Origin of the sequence: Pseudomonas sp. PICF6 (assembly GCF_009831705.1) — a bacterium.
Taxonomy (GTDB): domain Bacteria; phylum Pseudomonadota; class Gammaproteobacteria; order Pseudomonadales; family Pseudomonadaceae; genus Aquipseudomonas; species Aquipseudomonas rhizophila.
The window spans coordinates 10,334-34,196 of record NZ_WUUD01000024.1 but is presented as its reverse complement, the minus strand read 5'-3'; the positions used below and the strand labels follow the sequence as shown (position 1 = coordinate 34,196).

The window sequence follows — 23,863 nt, the reverse complement described above, 5'->3', positions numbered from 1 at the left end:
CGGCCCCGCAAGGCGACATCGACATCACGGCTCAGACCCTCGACATTGTTGAAGCGCGCAACACCAGCCAGCGCGAGCGTGAAACCCTGTTCAAACAAACCGGGTTCACCCTGACCGTGACCAACCCGGTGATCAGCGCCATCCAGACCAACCAGCAAATGAAACAGGCGTCGGAGAAAACCGACGACGGGCGCATGAAGGCCCTGGCTGCTGCCACCGCCGTGCTGGCGACCCACAACGCCGCCACCGCCGTGGCGATGGACCCCGGCGCGGCGGGCGGTATCAATATCAGCCTGTCGCTGGGCACCAAAAAGAACGAAAGCACCACCACCTACACCAGCGATAACGCCGCCAGCTCGACCCTGACCGCCGGCAACGACATCCGTCTGCGCGCCACGGGCGCCGGCGCCGCCAGTGACATCACCGTACAAGGCAGCGATATCAAGGCGGGACGTAACGCCAGCCTGCTTGCGGACGGTGACATCAACCTGCTCGCCGCCCGCAACACCGACAAGCAGGACACCGACAGCAAAGGCAGCAGCGCCAGCATTGGTATCGGCTTTTCCCTCGGTGCTCGCAATGGTTTCACCCTGGACCTGGGCGCGTCCGGCAGCCGTGGCCAGGCGGACGGCGATGGACTCACCCATACCAACACCCACGTCGAGGCGGGCAACCAGCTGCTGTTGTCCTCGGGCGGCGACACCAACCTCAAAGGCGCGGTGGCCAGCGGCAAACAGGTCTTGGCTGATATCGGCGGTGACCTGAACATCGAAAGCCTGCAAGACACCAACACCTACGAGGTCGATGAACAGAGCCTGGGTGTCGGCATCAGCCTGTGCATTCCGCCGTTCTGCTATGGCCTGAGTACGATCAGTGGCGCCAGCGGCAGCTTCGGCGCCACGGATATCGATTCCAACTACGCCAGCGTCACCGAGCAATCGGGCATCAAGGCCGGGGACGATGGTTTCGATATTCGTGTCGGTGGCAACACCGACCTGGTCGGCGGCGTCATCGCCAGCAGTGACAAGGCCGTGCAGGACGGCAAAAATCGCCTGGTCACCGCCAGCCTCACCAGTCGCGACATCAAGAACAAAGCCGAGTACGACGCCAGCACTGTCAGCGTCGGCGGCGGTTATCGCGAAGTCGGCAAGGACCAGCAGGGCAACGCCACCAGCGGCGGCACGCAAACCCCAGGCACCGACCTGCCGAAGAATGAAAATGAGTTCGGCGCCACGATGCCGATCGCCATCAGCGCCAGCGATGACGCCAGCAGCGTCACCCGCAGCGGTATCAGTGGCGGCACGATTGTCATCACCAACGATGCCGAGCAGCAGAAGCGCACCGGCAAGAATGGCGAGCAAACCGTCGCCAGCCTCAATCGCGATGTCTCCAGCGACCGCGACACCAGCAACAGGCTCAAGCCGATCTTCGACGAAGACGAAATCCGTGCCGGTTTCGAGATCGTCGGGGCGTTCTCCAACGAAGCCAGCACCTTGCTTGCCAACAAGGCCAAGGAAGTCGATCTCAAGCGCAAACAGGCTGAAGCCGCCGAGGCCAAGGCTCTGGACCCCAACGCCCAGCTCACTGACACCGAACGCCTGGCGCTGATCAACAGCTCCCAGCAGTTGAAGGCGCAAGCCCGCGACATCGCCGACAACTGGGGCGCGGGCGGCACCTACCGGCAGATCACCACCGCGCTGGTGGGGGCGGCCAGCGGCAACATCAGCGGCAGCAATGGCGCCTTCGTTCAGGGGCTGGTCGTCAATTACGTGCAACAGCGGGGCGCCGGTTACATCGGCGACCTGGTGGCGGAGGGCAAACTCACCGAAGGCTCGCCGCTGCACGCCGCCTTGCACGGCATCGTCGCCTGCGCGGGTGCCGCGGCCAGCAGCCAGAGCTGTGGCAGCGGTGCCGCGGGCGCAGCGGCCTCGAGCCTGCTCACCGGCCTGTTCTCCGAAGCCAGCCCCGATGAAAGCGAATCCCAGCGCGAAGCCAAGCGCAACCTGATCGTCAGTATCGTCACTGGGCTGGCCGCCAACAGCGCTTCAGTGGACGCCACTACCGCCAACACCGCAGCGGGCGCAGCGGTGGACAACAACTGGCTGGCGACCCAGCAGTTGGTCCAGGCGGAGAAGGAGTACAGCGAGGCTGACCTGGGGGCAAAGTTCAGGTGGTTGCCAAGTGGGCGTACGTTTACCAAAAACAAGAAGTACTGACCCGATTCGGCATCGGCAAGGGTTTGGCGCAGGCGGGTTGGAGCGATGTCGAAGGCTTGGCGCAATTCCTCCTTAATCCGGTTGAAGGGATCAAAGGTATCAAAGCCTTGATCGACAACCCCGAGGCCCGCCAGAAACTGGGCGACGCCCTGGTCAATGACGCCAACGCCAAAATCGAGCGCATCCAAGACGCCCTGGAACACGGCGGCGACGACCGTGCCGTGCAACTGGGCCAGGATATTGGCGAACTGGTCTGGCAAGTCGGCACCATCGCCACGGGCGTGGGTACGGCGGCCAAGGGCGGCGTGACCCTGGCGAAAGCCGGGATCAGGGTGGGGGCGGAAAGGCTTGAAAAGATGGCCGATATGGCCAAAATTGCCAAAGCTGAAGCGTCGGCTGGTAAGCCGATGGACTGGACCAGCGTGGAGGGGGCGTATAGCAAAAAACTTGAGGGGGGGTATGGCCCTGGGACGACGATCGTTAATGGGAAGGTTGTCGAGAATCCAGCGGATTATAGTGCTGGGATAAAAAAACCTAGTAAAGTGCTACGCGAAGTAGAAATTAACTCCGGTGGTAAGGGCGCATGGTCCAAAGAGCTCAATAAACCTGAACCCAATACAATTTATAGAGTGGATGGGAACAAAATTTATCAAACAGATAGTTTGGGTCGCGTTGAAAAGGTTGAATCTGAACTTTTGCTTGTGAAAAATGACAGGAATACATATCAGCAGTGTGTCGCTGGTAAGTGCGGAGTTGCTGGTGATGAGGGGGGGCATCTAATTGCAAGCATTTTTAACGGTCCTGGTGAAAAGTTAAATTTACTTCCCATGAATGGGAATTTAAACAAAGGTGAGTGGAAGGTGATGGAGAATACATGGGCTTCTGCACTCAAGGAGGGTAAGAGCGTCAGCGTGAAAATCGAGCCTGTCTATACAGATGCTGGCCTCAGACCGGATAGATTCAATGTTAGATACTCGATTGATGGTGGGCGTCCTGTGATTGTTGATTTTAAAAATACACCTAAAGGTGGGAACTGATGAGCGAGCAGGGGCTGTATCAAAAAATTGGCCAGCTTCTATTGGATGCTGGTCCCTCGGAGGCTCAGAAAATAGTTGTTAGAGCTAGGCTTTTTGCCGAGGGCGATGGCGGAAGCTATGAGTTTGATTATTTCGATAAAACAAACCGCTCAAGCTGGTTTGATCCAGACAGCAGGGCTGTGGGAGATTTGACAGAGTTATTGGTTGAGCTCCGGCGCTACTATGTTGAAAATGGATTGTGCCAAAATGGAAAATCTTGGTCTTCGTGTGCAGTTACTTTGGATGTAGAGAAGATGAAAATTAGTATTGACTACAATTATGATGATTAATTTTTTTGCGGGGGTAGGGCTAGGATGTTGCGTCTTAGGAAAAAAGGGGGTTATTTAATTGCTCTGTTCTTAAATAAATCTGTCCCTTTTTCTCGTCAAGCACGCCATTGGAACTGAATACAGTGATCCCGTGGAGATGACGGTTGATCTGGTTGGTGGTCGTACCTATGGTCTTTATGGCACGTCTTCGATGAAGTGGTGGTACTACGAGGTTCGGGATCTTGAGACAGGGCGTTCTGCGAAGGTTATGGATCCGGCTGCTACGGCTGCGCCCAACTAGGCCACTCGGTTTTCAGGATAGCGAAAAAGGGGACAGATTTATTTGTTTGCTCAGTTCTTTAGGGGAAAGGGGGGCGATTTATTTAAATGCTCTGTGCTTAAATAAATCTGTCCCCTTTTCTTTTCTTTTGTCCCTTTTCTTTTTTTCTACTGATTTATTGCCGTCTCTACCAAAAGCTGGAGGGAAGTAAGTATGAGGTCTTTATTGTTCGACTGGTGTGCCTTCTGTGAAGGCAGCGCAGTTTTCGATAAATCTCATTTTTTGGGATTGTTGAAGGTGCACAGTGGTTCCGAGGAGATTCGACGTATACTCAGCTATTTTCCGTTTTCGGATGAGCTGGTTGATAGAACTGAACGCGTTCTTGCTTCTGGAGATATGGAGAGGTCTCTGTATCTCTTGCCAAGACTTAAAGTCGGAGAGGGCGAATTAATTCAGCTAGGCCGCGAGTGGCTCAAGGAGCAAGAAAGAGTATGTGGGGTGCTCGGTGATTCTGAAGTTCTAAAAATTTGTGAAGATGCTCGAGTGCTTTTTGTTGATAGTCACGATATGGATTACTGGTTTCAGCAAGATATTCCTCATTATTGGTTGTTTGATGAGGTTGGGGATGCGATCAGGGGGGGCAAAACTTCTGATAGCGACCAAACTTATGCTCTGTTTGAGGCGTTTTATGGGTTGGCTGCGGATTATTATCTTGCTTGGTACGTTGGGCGGCCATTGTTTGAATTTGATATTGATTTGGAGTCTTATTTCAGGTTCTGGCGAGCTGGAGGGAGGTGTGCTCTCACCGAGAGTGGGTTCTTAGTGGCTAACTAAAGCAGAGCGGAAAAGTGGGGCGGATTTATTTAATTGATCTGTTCTTAACTAAATCTGTCCCCTTTTCTCCAGGTTGTTGGAGGTATTAAATGATTCGGGCACCACTGGGAGACTCCCGCTATTGGTCGGAATGGGTGGAGTATGGTGATGAACGTATCGTAAAAGCGTTCGAGACCGCGCGTACACCTGCAGGCGATCCCGACTACGCACCACAGTACGTCTTTATCATCGCCCAGAACCACTGGCACCAGATGCTAAGTCGCTACTCTGCCGGATGTCCTATTGCCGACCTGTCGCGTTATTTCCCTGGGTTACTCGATGCCTGGGAGGAGGCTGAGCGTCTCGGCGCGTCAGTCTGGACTCCGGAGCAGCAAATCACCCGTCACAGTTGGCGCGTCAACTACGATCATTACATTGTCTGTTTTTGGTTGGTCGGCTCGGGGTTGGCGCTGGAAATACCCGATGATCAATGGCAAAGGCTGCTAGTCCTTATCGGCAACGAAGGAGAGGACGTGCTGCTCGACCGAATAATCGCGAGTCGCAGCCCTGAGCGCAAACTGGGTTCCGTGCTTCTTTACCCAAAACCCTACGCTCGGTTGCTGGCGGCGGTAGACGCTCCGGCGGATTCGCAAGCATCGCTGTCGAATGCATTCGTCAAACATTGGTACACGGAGGTGCGTACCGGTGCCAAGTCTGGCTCTGATCCCCAGGCCGTCAGTTACAGACATCCCTATTGGTACACCTACGGCGATGAAAACTTCGACGGCGGCGCGTATTTCGGTCGTTGGTGCGTAGAGGCGGTGGCGGCGGTCAAGGCTTTTGATATGGACGATTCACAGTGTTTGGGGCTTGAGCATTACCCAGGGGACTTATTGAGGCCCAACGGTCCGAGTACGCACCCGGTAACGCGGCAGGAAGCCGAGCCGCCTGCAACGGTGGCTGCGGAAAGTAAAGTTGGATTTTGGGCGAGGTTGTTGGGGCGGCGTTAGTGATTTCAGGGGCTGCTGCGCAGCCCAGCGGGGATAAATCCCCTCGCCACAGGGTCTGTGCCCGGCAGGTAGCCGATCTGTCCGGCATGAACCACCTCACACAATCTCTTAACGGAACGCCATTTCCTGCCGATACCCTGACGAGCCCTGTTTTCTATCGCGTTTCGGCGCGCGAAAACGGCTAGCAATGCGCGCCACACCGGGCGGTGACACGGCGTCTCGTTGTTTTGCCATTGGGTGCATCTTTTTACTTGCCTGGACATCCTCGATGCTGGCGTACCACCAAAAAAGTTTTCTGATCGTCGATGATTTCTCGGATTTCCGCAGTTCCGTCCGGTCCATGTTGCGTGAGCTGGGCGTCAAGGACGTGGACACCGCTGACACCGGTGAAGTGGCGCTGCGCATGTGCTCGCAGAAGCGCTATGACTTTATTTTGCAGGATTATCACCTGGGCGACGGTCGCAAGAACGGTCAGCAGGTGCTGGAAGACCTGATGGTCGAGAAGCTGATCAGCCATGAAAGTGTGTTTCTCATGGTGACGGCTGAAAGCAGCCAGGCGATGGTGCTCAGTGCCTTGGAGCATGAGCCGGATGCGTACCTGACCAAACCGTTCAACCGCTCCGGCCTGGCCCAGCGGCTGGAACGGCTCGAGCAGCGCAAGACCCTGCTCAAGCCGATCCTGCAAGCCCTGGATCGTGGCAAGCCGATGGAAGTGCTCAATGCCTGTATCGCCCTGTGCAAGCAGGACCCGCGCTACGGGCCGTTGTGTCTGCGTTATCGGGCCGATGCGCTGCGGGACCTGAATCAGAATGAAGCCCTTGAGCGTCTGTACAACACCATCCTGGCTGACCGTCCTTTGCCGTGGGCCTATGCGGGGCTGGGGAAGTTGTTGTTCAAGCGTGGCCAGGTGGGGCAGGCCAAGGATGTTTATGAGAAGGCCTTGAAAGTATTCCCGATGATGCCGGCGTTGTATGACGGCATGGCTGAAGTGTTGGTGGCCGAAGGCGATACGAAGCAGGCGCAACACGTGCTGGAAGAGGCGGTTCGTCTATCGCCACTGGCGGTGCGACGGCAGTCGCTGCTGGGCAAGCTGGCAATGACCAACGAAGATTTCGAGACCGCGTCCAAGGCCTATCGCCAAGCGGTGGGGCAGGGCGCACAGTCGCGCTTCAAGGACCCGGAAAGCAACCTGGGCCTGGCTCATGCACTGATCAGCAAGGGCAGCGAAAAAGGCCTGGATACCCGCACTCGGCTGGAAATCAACACCACCCTCAGCGCCGTGGCCAAGGAAAATCTCAACGATCCTGGGTTGCAGGTGCGTGCGCGGTTGATGAAGGCCACGAGCCTGTTGCTCAACGATGCCGAAACCGCCGAAAAGCTCACCGAGCAGGCCTTGCAGCGCCTCGACGGCATGGAGCAGTTCATGAGCGCCGAGGCCGCGTTGCTGGTGGCCAAGCAGTTGCAGATGCTCGGCCAAACCAGCGCCGGCGAGTCGATGCTCAAGAACTGCGCGGAGATCTATGGCGATGATCCGACGGTGATGCAAGGCATCGCCAAGTTGACCGACGATCCGAATATCCTCAATCAAGGCAATGCCGCCGCCGAGCTGAACCGTGAAGGTGTGCGCGTCTACAAGACCGGCGCGTTGCCCGAGGCGCGAGAGCTGTTCCGTCGAGCCCTGAAGATGCAACCGAAGAACATCAGTATTGCTTTGAACATGGCGCAGTCACTGTTGCATGGCACCGATACCAGCGTGGAATCGGAGCTGCTGCAGGAGTGCCGCGCCTGCCTGAAACTGGTGGGCATGATGCCCGACACCGATGCGCGTTTTGCGCGTTATCAGAAACTGCGAAGCAAGGCATTTGGCGATGAATGACAGCGAACAGGCTCTCGATTTTTCCACGGTGATCGCGTCTACCGTGCACGACATGAAAAACTCCCTGACCTTGCTCATGCAGGCTCATACCCAGTGGCTTGAGCGTTTGCCCGAATCCGAGCGGCAGACCTCGGAGCAGGGCGTCATGGAGTTCGAGTTCGCCCACCTCAATGGCCTGCTGGTGCAGTTGCTGGGGTTGTACAAGCTGGGGGTCAACCAGTTGCCGCTGCATCCGGCCTATCACGAGCTGGATGACTTTATCGAGGCGCAACTGGCCGGTCATCAGGATGTGTTCCGCAGTCGCGGGATCATGGTCACCTACGAGGTCGACCCGCTGAGCCCCCTGGGTTTTTTCGATCGTGAGCTGATTGCGTCGGTGCTCGATAACAGCATCAACAATGCCATCCGCCACGCGCGCCAGGCGTTGCTGATCAGTGCGAGCGACGAGGCCGGGCAACTGGTGCTGACCATCAATGACGACGGCGAAGGCTACCCGGCCGAGATGATCGAGCGTCAGGCCGAGTATGTGCAGGGCATCAATCACAGCAGCGGCAGCACCGGACTGGGCTTGTACTTCGCCGCGCGGATTGCCGGGTTGCATCAGCGTGGCGGCCTGTGCGGGCGTACCGAGATTGCCAATGGCGGCGCGTTGGGCGGGGGCGTGTTCCGGATTTATCTGCCCTGAGCCTGCCCGGCACTCATAAATCTGTCGACACAACCCCCCCTGTGGGAGCGAGCCTGCTCGCGATAGCGGTGTATTAGTCAACTCAGCATTGGCTGACCCGACGCCATCGCGAGCAGGCTCGCTCCCACCCAGTATTCCAGGGCTTGTTGTTTATTGTCTTGGGCCGCTTGATATTCCGAACACCCGAAGCCTATTTTGTACGGGTTGCCGTTAGCGGCTCGCACATAACAAGGATTGCGTCATGACGACCGATGGCCAGTGTTCACTCGCGCAGCGACTGACGGGCATTGATGAGATTGAGTGTGTCACCCCGGATTTGAATGGCGTGCCACGAGGCAAGGTGATGACTGCCGAGGGCTTCCTCGAGGGTCGACGGTTGCAGATGGCGCGGGGTGTGCTGTTGCAATGCATCATGGGCGGTTATCCGCCGTCGCGTTTTTATGGCAGCGACGACGGCGACCTGGCGCTGGTGGCCGACCCGAAACACATTCACCGCTTGCCCTGGAGCGAACAGCCGCGAGCCTTGGCGATTTGCGACGCTGATGAGCTGACTGGTGAAAGCTCCCGGCTCTCCACGCGCGGTCAGCTCAAACAGGTTATTGCTCGTTATGCCGCCCTCGGCCTGGCGCCCGTGGTGGCGACCGAGCTGGAATTTTTCGTGTTCGCCCCCAACCCGGACCCGACCCAGCCGTTCCAGCCGCCTATGGGCCTGGACGGACGGCGTGAAGACGGTCACTCGGCGTTCAGCATCAGTTCCAATAATGGCCTGCGACCGTTCTTTAAAGAGGTCTATGCATGCATGGCGGCGCTGGGCTTGCCCCGCGACACCTTCATGCATGAAATGGGCGTGAGCCAGTTCGAGATCAATCTGCTTCACGGCGATCCTCTGTTGCTGGCCGACCAGACGTTCCTGTTCAAGCACCTGCTCAAGGAAGTTGCCCTCAAGCACGGCCTGACCGTGGTCTGCATGGCCAAGCCCCTGGCCCATACGCCGGGCAGTTCGATGCATATTCATCAGAGCGTCGTCGAGCTGGACAGCGGCCGCAATGTGTTCAGCGATGAAGCGGGCGAGCCGACGGCGGCGTTCCGGCATTTCATCGGCGGGCAACAGGCTGGCATGGCGGATTTCACTGCGCTGTTCGCGCCGAACGTGAATTCCTACCAGCGCCTGTGTCACCCGTTTGCGTCACCGAACAATGCCTGTTGGTCCCATGACAATCGTTCGGCCGGGTTGCGGATTCCCGCCAGTTCGCCAGCGGCCCGTCGGGTCGAGAATCGCTTGCCGGGTGCCGATGCCAACCCCTATCTGGCGATTGCCGCCAGTCTGGCTGCGGGGCTTTATGGCATCGAAAATCGCCTGGAGCCGAGTGCCGCGATCCAGGGCGAATTCCAAGTGCCGGACAATCTTTCGCTGCCATGTACCTTGCATGCAGCCCTGGAACGTCTGAAGCGTAGTCATCTGGCGAAGGAACTGTTCGGTACGGAGTTCATCGAAGGCTACATCGCTTCGAAGACCATGGAGCTGACCAGCTTCTTTGATGAAATTACTCCCTGGGAGCGGCGTGTTCTAGCGGCCCAGGCATAACCAAACGTCGCATTCGGGCTATCTTCTAAATAGCCCGTACTCATCTCAAGGAGCCGCTCGGAACGCCGATGCGCCAAATCTGGAAACCTTTTCGAGCGCTGTATTTCGCCTCGCTGATGATGTTGATCGGCTCGGGCCTGCTGAGTACCTACCTGGCCTTGCGCCTGGCTGCCGACAATGTCGACAGCCTGTGGGTCGGTGCGCTGATGGCAGCCAACTATTTCGGCCTGGTGCTGGGGGGCAAGATCGGCCACCGGCTGATCGCCCGCGTCGGGCACATCCGGGCTTATTCGGCCTGCGCCGGGATTGTCGGTGCGGCGGTGCTGGGCCACGGCCTGGTGGATTGGCTGCCGGCCTGGATCGTGCTGCGGGTAATTGTCGGCCTGGGCATGATGTGCCAGTACATGGTGATCGAGAGCTGGCTCAACGAGCAGGCCGATGCCAAGCAGCGTGGCGTGGTATTCAGTGGTTACATGATCGCTTCCTACCTGGGCCTGGTGCTGGGTCAGTTGATTCTGGTCATGCACCCGGCCTTGGGGCTTGAGTTGCTGATGCTGGTGGCGCTGTGCTTCGCCTTGTGCCTGGTGCCGGTGACACTCACCCGGCGGATTCACCCGGCGGCGCTGCACCCGGCGCCCATGGAGCCGCGCTTTTTCATCAAGCGAGTGCCGCAGTCATTGAGTACGGTGCTGGGCTCGGGGCTGATCGTCGGTTCGTTCTATGGCCTGGCGCCGCTGTACGCTTCTCAGCAGGGGCTGTCGACCGAGCAGGTTGGTCTGTTCATGGGTAGCTGCATCTTTGCCGGATTGCTGGTTCAGTGGCCCCTGGGCTGGCTCTCCGATCGATATGACCGGGCGCTGCTGATCCGCTGCTTTGCGCTGGTGCTGACAGTCTGTGCGCTGCCGTTGGCGATATTGCCGACGGTGCCGTTGGAGGTGCTGTTCGTCGCGGGGTTCTTCTGTTCGCTGGTGCAGTTCTGCCTGTATCCGTTGGCGGTGGCGTTTTCCAACGACCACGTCGAAGCTGATCGAAGGGTATCCCTGACGGCCATGCTGCTGGTGACCTATGGGGTTGGCGCCAGTATCGGGCCGCTGGTAGCGGGGGTGCTGATGAAGATGTTCGGCAGCCAGATGCTCTATGCCTTTTTTGCCTTCTTCGCCCTGGTGCTGGTGTGGCGAATCCGGCCGAAGGCGGTGACCAACCTGCATCAGGTTGACGACGCACCGCTGCATCACGTGGCGATGCCGGACAGCATGTCGAGTTCGCCTCTGGTGGCGTGCCTCGATCCCCGGGTCGACGAACAAGTGGTGCAGGAGCAGATGCACGTCGATCCTGTGCCGACGGAAGAACCGGCCGACGAAGAGCCCGTCATGGAGGAAGTTGTCGCCGAAGAGGCCAGCGACGAGCCGTCGAGCCCCGATTTCACTCAGGCCAGGCCTTGAGCCAGTCATAAAAAAAACGGGCAGTCACCGCAAGGGACTGCCCGTTTTTTTACGTGTCGAAAATCAGAGGTCGTCTTTGTCGAAACGACGGGCTTCGCGTTGCAGCTGATATACGAAGCGCTCAACCTGCCGTTGCACCAGGCCGCTGATGTTGTGGAAACGTACGCCGGCGAAGGTGGTGTTGATCCTTTCTTCGAAATGCAGATAGCGCAGTTCGACCGGTGCGGTCATGTTGCCGAAGGGCAATGCCGCGATAAAGCGCTCATAGACCTGGCCCAATTGCAGGCGTGCGGTAATGTCACCTTCGAAACGCAACTTGCAGCCTGTGGCGGAAATGTCCAGCAGCTTGCCGTCAACCGGTGACTTGAGTTTGTCACCGCCCAGCTCGACGCTTACCAGTTGCGCCAGCTTGAGGGCGGCGCGGAAGGCGTTGCGGCGTTGGTGGTAAACCACTTCATCAGGCAAGGCGCCGCGATAGCAGCGGCCGTCGCTGGACTCATCGATGGTCAAAGGGCCGTTGCTTTCCCACGCGATGCGCACGCCATCATGGAAACCCTCGACACGAAACGGCTCGCCCGCCAACAGGAAGCGTTCACCGTCCCGGGGGATCATTTCGTCCAGGGCGAGGGCGTTACGCTCCCGGTCGACATCGACCAGATAGCTCTGGAAGCGCTGGCTGCGTTCGTGGAAGGTGATGATCAGCGGGTCATGGCTATCTTGCAGCATCCGCAGGTTGCCGGAAATTTCCAGGGGCGTGGCGAGGACCTTGGGCGGCTGCGGAGCATCATCCGCGTTTGAGGCATTGAACACGGTGGGTCAATCTCCAGGCAAAATACGACGAGTAGCCAGCATTTTGCCAGCATGTGTCGCGCGTTGATAGAGCGCCGGCACTGTTCGTTTCATGCCTGGCTGAGCGGGCGGTGCTTGACCATCTTGGCGGTCGAACCGCGAGCGTCATAGAGCGTCGGGATTTCACCGCCGTTGAGAATGCGCAACTGGTTGGCGGTGGCGGCTTGCTGAACCTGGATCGACTGTCCGTTGCGAATGTTGGCGGCCTGGCATTGAGCGAGCAGGTCGTTGAGCACTTCACTTTGGGACAACAGTTGATCGCCCACCGACGACTGGCTGGCCAGCTGCTCAAGGCCATCGCGATTGGCGGGCAGGTTGAGGCTGGCGAGGATCTCGCTGCGCTTGCGGCCATGCTGATCGAGCAGAATGATCAATGCCTGTTTCTGCGCCAGGATATTCTCCAGCGACGGCATGTCGCGACCGTGCAATGCCAGGGACTCGGCCTGCAATAGCTCCAGCAATTGTTGCGCCGGGGCAAAGTCGTCGGTGATCAGTTGCAACAAATTAGTGTCGTGCATGGCTGGCCTTAGGTCTTAAGCGTCCAAAAGCCTGGCGCAGGCGTTGGCCTAGCGCTGGGCTTCGAAGTTGAGCAGTTTGCTGGCTACACGGTTGCTGTCGACTTTATAGCTGCCATCGGCGATTGCTGCTTTCAACTCGGCCACGCGGGCGTTGTCGACGACAGGTTGATCGCGCAGCTTGTCAGTGACCTTCTGCAACTGCTGAGCCTCATTGCTGAGGTGTACCGACTCCCCGTTGCTGACAGTGGCGGCTTGTTCGGCCGGCGCGGATTTGTCGGTTTCGACGGTTTCCTTGCTGGCGTTAGGGCGCGTAGTGCCTGTTAGCGGTGAAGAGCTGTTTAAACGATTGAAATCGATGACCATGGTAAAAAACCTCTGGGTATTTGGACGCTTGCCATGTTTTCGGCCATCCCCAAAAAAACTTTAGGCTCATTTATTCAATGAACGTGCGCACGTCTGCGCTTGCCTTTGCGTAAGGCACAGTCTAGGGAACACCGTGGGCAAGCGCCAGCTCTCTACCCATTTCCACCCGATCTCTACATAGCCACTTCCACATGGCCTGGGGCCATTACCTGCGCCTTGATAACACGTTGGGAATTAAGGTTTTTTACCCGAATCTGTTCTCGCATGCCGCCGTTGGACAAAGCCTCGCCCGGCATCCGCACGGCCAGGGTCCCGCTGCGGGCGGTGATGACCACCTGATCGCCCTTGCGCACCACTTCGGCTTGTTCCAGGTGGACCAGGGTAATGACCTGGTCGGCGACCATTGGTCGGACAAGTTTCTGACCGATGGCCTGATCGACGGAGGTGAGGAAACCCTGGTTGATCTGGCTGACATCCCGTTCACGCAGTGTCACGTCCTGAGGCTCGACGATCCCAGCCCGCTTGAGCGGACGGGTGGTGGTGACGATTTCGCGAAACAGGCGCACTTGAGCGGGCACGAACACCGTCCAGGGCGCGGCGCTGTCGCACCGCAGCTTCACCGTGACCCGGCCCAGCGGTCTGGCCGGGCTCTCCAGAGAAGCAGTCAATTCCTTGTCACACATGGGCATGCGCAGGCGCGGGTCGAGCTGGTTGACTTCGATTTCGTAGCGACCTTCGGTTTGACTGGTTGCCAGGTAGTCTTCTACGGTGAATTCAAGAAAGCCCTGAGTGACGCCGATAAGGAGATCAGGCAAGGTAACCGGAACAGCACCAAAGGCAGGGCCGCCCAAAGCGAGCAGGCAGGCAGCCAACAGTGCACCGAGCCAGTGGCGGCAGTGAGTGGTCAGGCGTCGAAAAAATGTCGTTTGTGCGTTCATGCCGGTTCAATAGCAAGCCCCGTGCCGTTTAGTGATGAATGCGCGTCGGACACATTAGCGTTAGGTAGGAGTCAGGGCATGGCGGGAGTAATGGATTCGGTAAACCAGCGCACTCAGCTGGTCGGTCAGAATCGCCTGGAGCTGTTGTTGTTCCGTCTCGACGGCCAACAGATGTACGGGATCAACGTATTCAAGGTCCGCGAGGTGCTCCAGTGCCCGAAGCTGACCCTGATGCCCAAGTCCAGCCCCGTCGTGTGCGGTGTGGCCAATATCCGCGGAGCGACCATCCCGATTCTCGATCTGGCGATGGCGACCGGTTCGGGGCGGCTTCTGGATCAGAGCAATCCGTTCGTGATCATCACCGAGTACAACACCAAGACCCAGGGCTTCCTGGTGCGCTCGGTGGAGCGCATCGTCAACATGAACTGGGAAGAGATCCATCCGCCGCCCAAGGGCACCGGTCGCGATCACTACCTCACGGCGGTGACCCGGGTCGATAACCAGTTGGTGGAAATCATCGACGTGGAGAAAATCCTCGCCGAAGTGGCACCGACCCCGGAAACGATTTCCGTGGGGGTGGTCGACGCCGAAACCCAGCACAAGGCGATTTCGCTGCGGGTCCTGACGGTTGATGATTCTTCGGTGGCACGTAAGCAGGTGACCCGTTGTCTACAAACGGTCGGTGTCGAAGTGGTAGCGTTGAACGACGGACGCCAGGCCCTGGATTACCTGCGCAAGCTGGTGGAAGAGGGCAAGAAGCCGGAAGAGGAGTTTCTGATGATGATCTCCGACATTGAAATGCCGGAGATGGACGGGTACACCCTGACGTCGGAAATCCGCAACGACCCGCGCATGCAAAAGCTGCATATTGTCTTGCACACCTCGTTGTCCGGTGTTTTCAACCAGGCGATGGTCAAGAAGGTGGGGGCCGATGATTTCCTGGCCAAGTTTCGGCCCGATGACCTGGCTTCCCGGGTAGTCGAGCGCATCAAGGCTGCAGAATAAAGGTCGGGCGCGTTGTGCGCCCGGCAAGTCAATACGATGAAAGAGGCGGTATTTTGTCTACGGGTAATTTGGATTTCGAACAGTTCCGGGTCTTCCTGGAAAAAGCCTGTGGCATTTTGCTTGGTGAAAACAAGCAATACCTGGTGTCGAGCCGTCTCAATAAGTTGATGGAGCAACAGGGCCTGAAATCGTTGGGCGAACTGGTCCAGCGCATCCAGACCCAGCCGCGCAGTGGGTTGCGCGAGATGGTGGTGGATGCCATGACCACCAACGAAACCCTGTGGTTTCGCGACACCTATCCGTTCGAGGTGTTGAAGAACAGGGTGCTGCCGGCGGCCATCAAGGCCAGTCCGGGGCAACGCTTGCGGATCTGGTCGGCGGCCTGTTCGTCGGGACAGGAACCCTATTCGCTGTCGATGTCCATCGATGAGTTCGAGCGGACCAATATCGGCCAGCTGAAAATGGGCGTGCAAATCGTCGCCACCGATTTGTCCGGAACGATGCTCAACAACTGCAAGACCGGCGAATACGACAGCCTGGCCATCGGCCGCGGCCTGTCGCCTGATCGCCTGCAACGCTACTTCGACCCCAAAGGGCCGGGTAAATGGGTGGTCAAGGCGCCGATCAAGAGTCGCGTGGAGTTCCGTTCGTTCAACCTGCTGGACAGCTACGCCAGCCTGGGCAAGTTCGACATCGTGTTCTGCCGCAACGTGCTGATCTACTTCTCTGCCGAAGTGAAAAAAGACATCCTGCTGCGCATCCATAGCACGCTCAAACCGGGCGGCTACCTGTTCCTCGGCGCCTCCGAGGCATTGAACGGTTTGCCGGACCACTACCAGATGGTGCAGTGCAGTCCAGGGATCATCTATCAGGCGAAGTGATTTGCTTGGGTTGGCAAAAAAACGGGAGTCCGCAAAGGCTCCCGTTTTTTTTGCCTGCTGATTTTTCCCTGTCACCCCTATCCCCTTGTGGGAGCGAGCCTGCTCGCGATAGCGGTATCACAGGCGATATCCATGGTGACTGACCCACCGTTATCGCGAGCAGGCTCGCTCCCACAAGGTCGTCGGTGTCGCAGAAGCGGCAGAAAAGCGGCAGCCAGCGGAAACCGATTGCCGCTTTTCTGGCATTGCCGCTTTGCCGATGCCCGCAAAGCCCCGGTTTATGGGCTTTTTGAAAGTGGCACGACGCTTGCTATGTCCATCGTACGTAAATTCTGGTCACCCGAAGGTTTCCAACATGAGCATCAGTTTCGATAAAGCGCTCGGCATCCACGAAAAGGCCCTGAGCTTCCGCGCCCAGCGTGCCGAAGTCCTGGCCAACAACATCGCCAACGCCGACACCCCGAACTTCAAGGCTCGGGACCTGGACTTCTCCAAAGTGCTCGCCGAGCAGAACGAGAAGGCCAAGAACGGCCACTTCGCCCTGAACATGACCAACAGCCGTCACATCGAAGCCGAAGGCCTGGGCAATGCCGATGAGTCGCTGATGTACCGCACGCCGATGCAGCCTTCGATCGACCAGAACACCGTGGACGCTCAACTGGAACAGTCCAACTACACGGAAAACTCCGTGAACTTCCAGGCCAGCTTCACCCTGCTCAATAGCAAATTCAAAGGGCTGGTATCGGCCCTGCGCGGAGAGTAAGTCATGTCGATTGCGAGCGTATTCAACATTGCCGGCAGCGCCATGAGTGCCCAGACCACGCGTCTGAACACCGTTGCCAGTAACATCGCCAACGCCGAGACCGTGTCGTCGAGCATCGACCAGACCTACCGTGCCCGTCACCCGGTGTTCGCCACCATGTTCCAGGGCGGCCAATCCGGCGGCAGCGACTCGCTGTTCCAGGAGCAGGACGCCGCAGGGCAGGGTGTGCAGGTGCTCGGCGTGGTCGAAGACCAGAGCAACCTCGACGCACGCTACGAGCCGAACCACCCGGCCGCCGACGCCAAGGGCTACGTCTATTACCCGAACGTGAACGTCGTTGAAGAAATGGCCGACATGATTTCCGCCAGTCGTTCGTTCCAGACCAACGTCGAAATGATGAACACCGCCAAAACCATGATGCAGAAGGTCCTGACCCTCGGTCAGTGATAAGGGGCGAGTCACATGAGCGTCACCAACACCACCAGTGGTTTGAGCCTCAACGAGATTCTGGCCAACTCCTCGGTCAAGACCAACACCACCACCGATGGCCTGGCCTCGGCGACGAATGCGGCTACCGGTTCCAAGGAACTGGGCAAGGATGCGTTCCTGCAATTGCTGGTCACCCAGCTGAAAAACCAGAACCCGCTGGAGCCGCAGGATAACGGCGAGTTCGTTGCCCAGTTGGCGCAATTCAGCAGCCTGGAAGGCATCACCACACTCAACGAAACCGTGAGCGGTATTGCCGGCAACTACAACTCGTCCCAGGCCCTGCAAGCCTCGTCACTGGTGGGCCGTTCGGTCATAGCCCCGGGTAACAAGGCTGTGGTCGATACCTCCAAGAGCCTCAACGGCACGGTGGTGGTACCAGCCTCGGTGTCCTCGCTCGCGATCAAGATCGCGGACAAGGACGGCAAGACCGTTCGTACGATCGAGCTGGGCAGCCAGAATGCCGGTAATTCGGCCTTCATCTGGGATGGCAAGAACGATGCGGGCACCACCCTTGAGTCGGGTACTTACACCTTCACCGCTTCGACCACTATCGACGATAAGCCCGTGTCGCTGATCACCAACCTGCCGGCGACCGTCAGCAGCGTGACGATCAGCCAGACGGGCGGTGAGCTGATGCTCAACCTGGCCGGGCTGGGCAGCATCGCCCTGTCCAAAGTACAAACTATTGGTATGTAGAGCCGACTAAACCGGCAAAAGGAGTGCAACATGTCTTTCAACATCGGCCTTAGCGGTCTCTATGCAGCCAACAAGCACCTGGACGTGACCGGCAACAACATCGCCAACGTGGCGACCACCGGTTTCAAATCGTCCCGTGCGGAATTCGAAGACGTCTACTCGGCCACCAGGCTGGGCAGCGGCACCAAGACCGTCGGTAACGGCGTGCGCCTGGCCAACGTCTCCCAGCAGTTCAGCCAGGGTGACGTCAACAACACCGGCAACGTGCTGGACATGGGCATCCAGGGTTCGGGCTTCTTTGTCCTGAGCAACGACGGTTCCCTGAGCTACACCCGTGCCGGTACGTTCAAGACCGACAAAGAAGGTTTCATCACCAACAGCGATGGCACTGCGCGTTTGCAGGGCTATGGCGTGGATGCCAATGGCAACATCCTCAACGGTATTCTGACCGACCTGCGTATCGACACTTCCAACCTGCCGCCGCAAGCGACCAGCCTGGTTTCGTCGACGATTAACCTGAATTCGACGGCAACGCCGATTTCCCAGGCGGCTCCCTACGTATTCGATCCAACCGATACCGCCACGTTCACCAAGCAATTCACCACACCTGTCTACGATACCCAGGGCAACCAGCACTCGATGGACCAGTACATGGTCAAGACTGGCGCCAACACGTGGGATGTCTACACCCTGATCGATGGCCGTAACCTCAATGGCAGTGCGCCGGTTGCGCCGAACGCCCCCGTTCCTTCGACGATGACCTTTGACTCGAATGGCAAGTTGGTCCAGGTCAGCACCCCGCCTGCGACCATCAACAACGATCTGGTACTCACTGGCTGGGTGCCTGGCACCGTGACCAACGGTGTGTGGACCGCCAACGGCGCCGGTTCGTCGACTATCACCGTCTCCATGGCCAACACCACCCAGTTCAACGCCGACACCGCGCGTTCGATTCCTGCCCAGAACGGCTACGCCACTGGCCAGATCACCAACCTGACCATCGACGGTAGCGGTGTACTGCTGGCCAACTTCAGCAACAACCAGACCAAGCCGATCGGTCAGCTCGCCCTTGCCAGCTTCACCAACGAGCAAGGCCTGCAACCGGTAGGCGGCAGCGGCTGGAAAGAAACCTTCGCCTCGGGTATCCCGGGCTACGATGCTCCGGAAACCGGCACCCTGGGTTCGATCGTCTCCAACTCCCTGGAAGAGTCCAACGTCAACCTGACCAATGAACTGGTCGAGCTGATCAAGGCCCAGAGCAACTACCAGGCGAACGCCAAGACCATCTCCACCCAGAGCACCATCATGCAGACCATCATTCAGATGGCCTGATATCGATGGTTGCCTGAACGCTGCACAAGAAGCCCCTCGCAAGAGGGGCTTTTTTGTGGGTGGGTGTTTTCGGGGTGGCTGTCCCGGCCTCATCGCGAGCAGGCTCGCTCCCACAGGTGGACGCATTCCAATGTGGTCACTGGCTGAACCAAAGCCGCTCCCACAGGGATTTTCAGTGAGCGCAAATCTTGCGAACGAACCGGAACATATGTGGGAGCGAGCCTGCTCGCGATGGGGTCAGCCCAGTCGCTACTTTTCTCAAGGCAAAAGAAAACCCCCGATAAACCAGCGGTCTATCGGGGGCTTCTTTAGCAAGCGCCTTGCAGCGCCCACCCACTCAGCTTATTGGCAAGCTTCGCAATCCGGCTCATCGATCGCGCAGGCCTTTGGCACGGGTGCCGGGCCGGCTGGAGCCGCCAGGACCGAATCGTCACCGTGGTTGCCGCCGCTGGAAACAGCGTTCAGCTTGCCGGTGTTGATGGTCGACTTCTCGGTGCTGGTGGCGGCTAGGGCACGGAGGTAGTAGGTGGTTTTCAGACCACGGTACCAGGCCATGCGGTAGGTCACGTCCAGCTTCTTGCCCGAGGCACCGGCGATGTACAGGTTCAGCGACTGAGCCTGGTCGATCCACTTCTGGCGACGGCTGGCCGCGTCGACGATCCACTTGGTGTCCACTTCGAACGCGGTGGCGTAGAGCTCCTTGAGCTCCTGCGGGATGCGCTCGATCTGCTGTACCGAACCATCGTAGTACTTCAGGTCGTTGATCATGACCGAGTCCCACAGGCCGCGGGCCTTGAGGTCGCGAACCAGGTACGGGTTGATCACGGTGAACTCGCCCGACAGGTTCGATTTCACATACAGGTTCTGGTAGGTCGGTTCGATCGACTGCGACACGCCAGTGATGTTGGCGATGGTGGCGGTCGGTGCGATGGCCATGATGTTGGAGTTACGGATGCCTTTCTGTACACGGGCGCGAACCGGTGCCCAGTCCAGGGATTCGTTCAGGTCAACGTCGATGTACTTCTGGCCACGCTGCTCGATCAGGATCTGTTGCGAGTCCAGTGGCAGCACGCCCTTGGACCACAGCGAACCCTGGAACGTCTCGTACGAGCCGCGCTCGTCGGCCAGGTCGCAGGAAGCCTGGATCGCGTAGTAGCTGACCGCTTCCATGGACTTGTCGGCGAACTCGACCGCAGCGTCCGAACCGTACGGGATGTGCTGCAGGTACAAGGCGTCCTGGAAGCCCATGATGCCCAGGCCGACCGGACGGTGCTTGAAGTTGGAGTTCTTCGCCTGCGGCACCGAGTAGTAATTGATGTCGATCACGTTGTCGAGCATGCGCACGGCGGTGTTCACGGTGCGTTGCAGCTTGGCGGTGTCCAGCTTGCCATCGACGATGTGGTTCGGCAGGTTGATCGAGCCCAGGTTGCAGACGGCGATCTCGTCCTTGTTGGTGTTCAAGGTGATCTCGGTGCACAGGTTCGAGCTGTGGACCACGCCCACGTGCTGCTGCGGGCTGCGCAGGTTGCACGGGTCCTTGAAGGTCAGCCATGGGTGGCCGGTTTCGAACAGCATCGACAGCATCTTGCGCCACAGGTCTTTGGCCTGGACGACTTTGAACAGCTTGATCTTGTTGTACTCGGTCAGGGCTTCGTAGTACTCGTAGCGCTCTTCGAAAGCCTTGCCGGTCAGGTCATGCAGGTCTGGAACTTCGGATGGCGAGAACAGGGTCCACTTGCCGTCGTCGAAGACGCGCTTCATGAACAGGTCAGGGATCCAGTTGGCGGTGTTCATGTCGTGGGTACGACGACGGTCATCACCGGTGTTCTTGCGCAGCTCGATGAACTCTTCGATGTCCATGTGCCAGGTTTCCAGGTAGGCACACACCGCGCCCTTGCGCTTGCCGCCCTGGTTGACCGCGACCGCGGTGTCGTTGACCACTTTGAGGAACGGCACGACGCCCTGGGATTTGCCGTTGGTGCCCTTGATGTACGAGCCCAATGCGCGAACCGGGGTCCAGTCGTTGCCCAGGCCGCCGGCAAATTTGGACAGCATGGCGTTGTCGTGGATGGCGCCGTAGATGCCCGACAGGTCGTCCGGTACGGTGGTCAGGTAGCAGCTCGACAGTTGTGGACGCAGGGTGCCGGCGTTGAACAGCGTCGGGGTCGAGGCCATGTAGTCGAAGGACGACAACAGGTTGTAGAACTCGATGGCACGGTCTTCACGCTGCTTCTCTTCGATCGCCAGGCCCATGGCCACGCGCATGAAGAAAATCTGCGGCAGTTCGAAACGGATACCGTCCTTGTGGATGAAGTAACGGTCGTACAGGGTTTGCAGACCCAGGTAAGTGAACTGCTGGTCGCGCTCGTGGTTGATCGCCTTGCCGAGCTTTTCCAGGTCGAACTCGGCCAGTACCGGGTTCAGCAATTCGAATTCGATACCCTTGGCGACGTAGGCCGGCAAGGCCTTGGCGTACAGGTCGACCATCTCGTGGTGGGTCGCGCTCTCGGCGACTTCCAGGAAGCTCAGGCCTTCGGCACGCAGGGTGTCCATCAGCAGGCGGGCGGTCACGAAGGAGTAGTTCGGCTCGCGTTCCACCAGGGTCCGCGCGGTCATCACCAGTGCAGTGTTGACGTCCTTGAGTGCGACGCCGTCATAGAGGTTTTTCAGGGTTTCGCGCTGGATCAGGTCGCCGTCGACTTCTTCCAGGCCTTCGCAGGCTTCGGTGACGATGGTGTTCAGGCGACCCATGTCCAGCGGCGCGAGGCTGCCGTCGGCGCGTGCGATGCGGATCGAAGGGTGGGCCTGGACCGGTGCGTCGGCCGGGGAGCGGGTGGCACGTTCCTTGGCGCGGGAGTCACGGTAGATCACATAGTCGCGGGCCACTTTCTGCTCGCCGGCACGCATCAGGGCCAGTTCGACCTGGTCCTGGATTTCTTCGATGTGGATGGTGCCACCCGACGGCATGCGACGCTTGAAGGTTGCGGTGACTTGCTCGGTCAGGCGGGCCACGGTGTCGTGGATGCGCGACGAAGCGGCGGCGGTGCCGCCCTCAACTGCGAGAAACGCTTTGGTGATGGCGACGGTGATCTTGTCATCGGTGTAAGGAACGACAGTGCCGTTACGCTTGATCACACGCAGCTGGCCAGGCGCGGTAGCGGCCAGATCCGAGTTCGAATCAGCGGCCAGCGGCGCGGTGCCCTGCGGGTTCTCGCGAGTTGTGTCGGTGTGCATGGGTGTCTCCACATTCTCTATGTTTGTTTGGGCACCATCACGGTGCCCACCGTTCCGTCCTGAAGCACTACAACCGACTGGCGCCGGGTATAACAACTTCGGGACAGTAGGAAGCAGGCCTGAATACCGCTTCCTTCCGAAGTTCTGGGCTTCGAGCCTGGGCTCGAAACCGGATTGCAGAGGTGCCTGCAATGGACTGCAACACCCGTACCGTTCTGGTCGTTTTGACCTTGAAACGATGGCCATCCGCAAGGGGCGGTCTGGTCTTGGGGGAATGCGGTGTTTCAGTCGGACAAAGGCAAGAAAAGCGCTTGAATTATCTGTCCGACTTGTGTTTGGTTTTTGGTCGAAAACCCTACATGTAGGGTTTTTTACGCGACGGGCTACAAGATAATGCGTTTTGGGGGATGAATGCAACGTGCTACCTGTGGATAAGCCTGTGCGTAATTTGTGTGCGAAACGTGGAACAGCTCTGTAGGCCGCGACCTTGCTGGAGTGGACCTTTTTTCATCGTTTTAACGATCTGAAAACAGCCCGATGGTTTTTGCGGGCGCGGACGTTACCATACAAGTCCCGCGCGACCGAACGCATTTGTCCGCTTGTTTTATGCAGGGCCGGCGTTTATACAATCGGCCCGTGCATGGGCATGCTTATCCTCCTTTAACATGACAAAAAGATGGGGGAGGTGCATTCGAAGTGGGTACCACCCTGTGGCGAGGGGATTTATCCCCGCTGGGCTGCGGAGTAGCCCTGAAACGGGCGGCTATGGTGTGTCAGACGGAATGCAGGGGCCGCTTCGCGACCCAGCGGGGATAAATCCCCTCGCCACAGGTAAGTGCTCATCTGATAGTGCCCATCTAGATGCCGATCCCTCCTTATTCTCACAACAAGACGAGGCCCCCCGTGGAACAAGAAGCCTGGCAGGTATTGATCGTCGAGGATGACCAGCGGCTGGCCGAGCTGACTCGCGAGTACCTGGAAAGCAACGGCCTGCGCGTGGCTATTGAAGGCAACGGTGCGGTGGCGGCGGCGCGGATCATTGCCGAGCAACCGGACCTGGTGATCCTCGACCTGATGCTGCCCGGCGAGGACGGCCTGAGCATCTGCCGCAAGGTGCGCGAGCATTACGACGGGCCGATCCTGATGCTCACCGCCCGCACCGATGACACCGATCAGATCCAGGGCCTGGACCTGGGCGCCGACGATTACGTCTGCAAACCGGTGCGGCCACGCCTGCTCTTGGCCCGCGTCCAGGCCCTGTTGCGACGCAGCGAACCGGAACCGGCCACGCCGCAAAAACCACGGCGTCTGCAATTCGGCCCGCTGGTGGTGGATAACGCCTTGCGCGAAGCCTGGCTGCAAGACCACGGCATCGAGCTGACCAGTGCCGAGTTCGATCTGTTGTGGCTGCTGGTGTCCAATGCCGGGCGCATCCTGTCCCGGGAAGAAATCTTCACTGCCCTGCGCGGCATCGGTTATGACGGCCAGGACCGCTCCATCGACGTGCGCATCTCGCGCATCCGTCCCAAGATCGGCGACGACC

General features: G+C 58.7%; 21 protein-coding genes. 16 read left to right on the top strand and 5 right to left on the bottom strand.

Going from position 1 to position 23,863, the window contains the following annotated elements; all coding sequences use genetic code 11:
* The 9 genes from GSM73_RS15760 to GSM73_RS15720 form a co-directional block, all read left to right on the top strand.
* Positions 1 to 2,216 (top strand): hemagglutinin repeat-containing protein (locus GSM73_RS15760; RefSeq protein ID WP_256676923.1); only part of this gene is annotated, 2,216 nt, incomplete at its 5' end.
* The gene (locus GSM73_RS27385; protein WP_372241387.1) at positions 2,171 to 3,253 is read left to right on the top strand and encodes a DNA/RNA non-specific endonuclease; all 1,083 of its coding nucleotides are present in this window, start codon (positions 2,171 to 2,173) and stop codon (positions 3,251 to 3,253) included. The genes GSM73_RS15760 and GSM73_RS27385, both read left to right, overlap by 46 nt.
* Positions 3,253 to 3,582 (top strand): hypothetical protein, encoded by a 330-nt coding sequence (locus GSM73_RS15750; protein WP_160893177.1) that lies wholly within the window; start codon positions 3,253 to 3,255, stop codon positions 3,580 to 3,582. The genes GSM73_RS27385 and GSM73_RS15750 overlap by 1 nt, the downstream gene beginning before the upstream one ends.
* A gap of 472 nt (positions 3,583 to 4,054) precedes the next feature.
* The gene (locus GSM73_RS15745; RefSeq protein ID WP_160893175.1) at positions 4,055 to 4,675 is read left to right on the top strand and encodes a hypothetical protein; all 621 of its coding nucleotides are present in this window, start codon (positions 4,055 to 4,057) and stop codon (positions 4,673 to 4,675) included.
* A gap of 89 nt (positions 4,676 to 4,764) precedes the next feature.
* On the top strand, positions 4,765 to 5,664 hold the full coding sequence (locus tag GSM73_RS15740) for a PoNi-like cognate immunity protein (RefSeq protein WP_160893173.1): 900 nt from the start codon (positions 4,765 to 4,767) through the stop codon (positions 5,662 to 5,664).
* A 268-nt stretch (positions 5,665 to 5,932) separates the two neighbouring features.
* Positions 5,933 to 7,540 carry a tetratricopeptide repeat-containing response regulator gene (locus GSM73_RS15735; protein WP_047228768.1) on the top strand — a complete coding sequence of 536 codons (1,608 nt, stop codon included), beginning with the start codon at positions 5,933 to 5,935 and terminating at the stop codon, positions 7,538 to 7,540.
* Complete coding sequence (locus GSM73_RS15730) at positions 7,533 to 8,225, top strand: sensor histidine kinase KdpD (RefSeq protein WP_047228767.1); 693 nt, start codon at positions 7,533 to 7,535, stop codon at positions 8,223 to 8,225. The genes GSM73_RS15735 and GSM73_RS15730 overlap by 8 nt, the downstream gene beginning before the upstream one ends.
* A gap of 343 nt (positions 8,226 to 8,568) precedes the next feature.
* Positions 8,569 to 9,810 carry a glutamine synthetase family protein gene (locus tag GSM73_RS15725; protein WP_160893199.1) on the top strand — a complete coding sequence of 414 codons (1,242 nt, stop codon included), beginning with the start codon at positions 8,569 to 8,571 and terminating at the stop codon, positions 9,808 to 9,810.
* 68 nt (positions 9,811 to 9,878) lie between these two features.
* Positions 9,879 to 11,252 (top strand): MFS transporter, encoded by a 1,374-nt coding sequence (locus GSM73_RS15720; RefSeq protein WP_047228765.1) that lies wholly within the window; start codon positions 9,879 to 9,881, stop codon positions 11,250 to 11,252.
* Between the two features lie 63 nt (positions 11,253 to 11,315).
* On the opposite strand, the gene GSM73_RS15715 is transcribed toward GSM73_RS15720, so the two are convergent.
* The 4 genes from GSM73_RS15715 to flgA form a co-directional block, all read right to left on the bottom strand.
* Positions 11,316 to 12,062 carry a flagellar brake protein gene (locus GSM73_RS15715; RefSeq protein ID WP_047228764.1) on the bottom strand — a complete coding sequence of 249 codons (747 nt, stop codon included), beginning with the start codon at positions 12,060 to 12,062 and terminating at the stop codon, positions 11,316 to 11,318.
* Between the two features lie 89 nt (positions 12,063 to 12,151).
* Positions 12,152 to 12,619 (bottom strand): flagella synthesis protein FlgN, encoded by a 468-nt coding sequence (locus GSM73_RS15710; RefSeq protein WP_047228763.1) that lies wholly within the window; start codon positions 12,617 to 12,619, stop codon positions 12,152 to 12,154.
* Positions 12,620 to 12,667: 48 nt separating this feature from the next.
* The gene (flgM, locus tag GSM73_RS15705; RefSeq protein WP_047228762.1) at positions 12,668 to 12,982 is read right to left on the bottom strand and encodes a flagellar biosynthesis anti-sigma factor FlgM; all 315 of its coding nucleotides are present in this window, start codon (positions 12,980 to 12,982) and stop codon (positions 12,668 to 12,670) included.
* A gap of 173 nt (positions 12,983 to 13,155) precedes the next feature.
* Entirely contained in the window at positions 13,156 to 13,920 is a 765-nt protein-coding gene (gene flgA / locus GSM73_RS15700; RefSeq protein ID WP_047228761.1) for a flagellar basal body P-ring formation chaperone FlgA, read from the bottom strand.
* Between the two features lie 78 nt (positions 13,921 to 13,998).
* Between flgA and GSM73_RS15695 the strand changes: the two genes are divergently transcribed.
* From GSM73_RS15695 to flgE, 6 genes are all read left to right on the top strand, one after another.
* Positions 13,999 to 14,925: a chemotaxis protein CheV gene (locus GSM73_RS15695; protein ID WP_047228760.1), complete on the top strand. Its 927-nt coding sequence runs from the start codon at positions 13,999 to 14,001 to the stop codon at positions 14,923 to 14,925.
* Between the two features lie 53 nt (positions 14,926 to 14,978).
* Positions 14,979 to 15,806 (top strand): protein-glutamate O-methyltransferase CheR, encoded by an 828-nt coding sequence (gene cheR / locus GSM73_RS15690; protein WP_047228759.1) that lies wholly within the window; start codon positions 14,979 to 14,981, stop codon positions 15,804 to 15,806.
* Between the two features lie 355 nt (positions 15,807 to 16,161).
* Complete coding sequence (flgB, locus tag GSM73_RS15685) at positions 16,162 to 16,569, top strand: flagellar basal body rod protein FlgB (RefSeq protein ID WP_047228758.1); 408 nt, start codon at positions 16,162 to 16,164, stop codon at positions 16,567 to 16,569.
* A gap of 3 nt (positions 16,570 to 16,572) precedes the next feature.
* Complete coding sequence (gene flgC / locus GSM73_RS15680) at positions 16,573 to 17,016, top strand: flagellar basal body rod protein FlgC (protein ID WP_014339780.1); 444 nt, start codon at positions 16,573 to 16,575, stop codon at positions 17,014 to 17,016.
* 15 nt (positions 17,017 to 17,031) lie between these two features.
* On the top strand, positions 17,032 to 17,754 hold the full coding sequence (gene flgD, locus GSM73_RS15675) for a flagellar hook assembly protein FlgD (protein WP_047228757.1): 723 nt from the start codon (positions 17,032 to 17,034) through the stop codon (positions 17,752 to 17,754).
* A gap of 30 nt (positions 17,755 to 17,784) precedes the next feature.
* Positions 17,785 to 19,086: a flagellar hook protein FlgE gene (gene flgE, locus GSM73_RS15670; protein WP_047228756.1), complete on the top strand. Its 1,302-nt coding sequence runs from the start codon at positions 17,785 to 17,787 to the stop codon at positions 19,084 to 19,086.
* A 342-nt stretch (positions 19,087 to 19,428) separates the two neighbouring features.
* Here flgE and GSM73_RS15665 read toward each other — a convergent pair whose 3' ends face one another.
* Positions 19,429 to 22,320: a ribonucleoside-diphosphate reductase subunit alpha gene (locus tag GSM73_RS15665; protein WP_047228755.1), complete on the bottom strand. Its 2,892-nt coding sequence runs from the start codon at positions 22,318 to 22,320 to the stop codon at positions 19,429 to 19,431.
* 903 nt (positions 22,321 to 23,223) lie between these two features.
* Here GSM73_RS15665 and GSM73_RS15660 point away from each other — a divergent pair.
* Positions 23,224 to 23,863, top strand: a 640-nt coding sequence (locus tag GSM73_RS15660) for a response regulator transcription factor (protein WP_160893197.1), incomplete at its 3' end; no start/stop codon positions are given.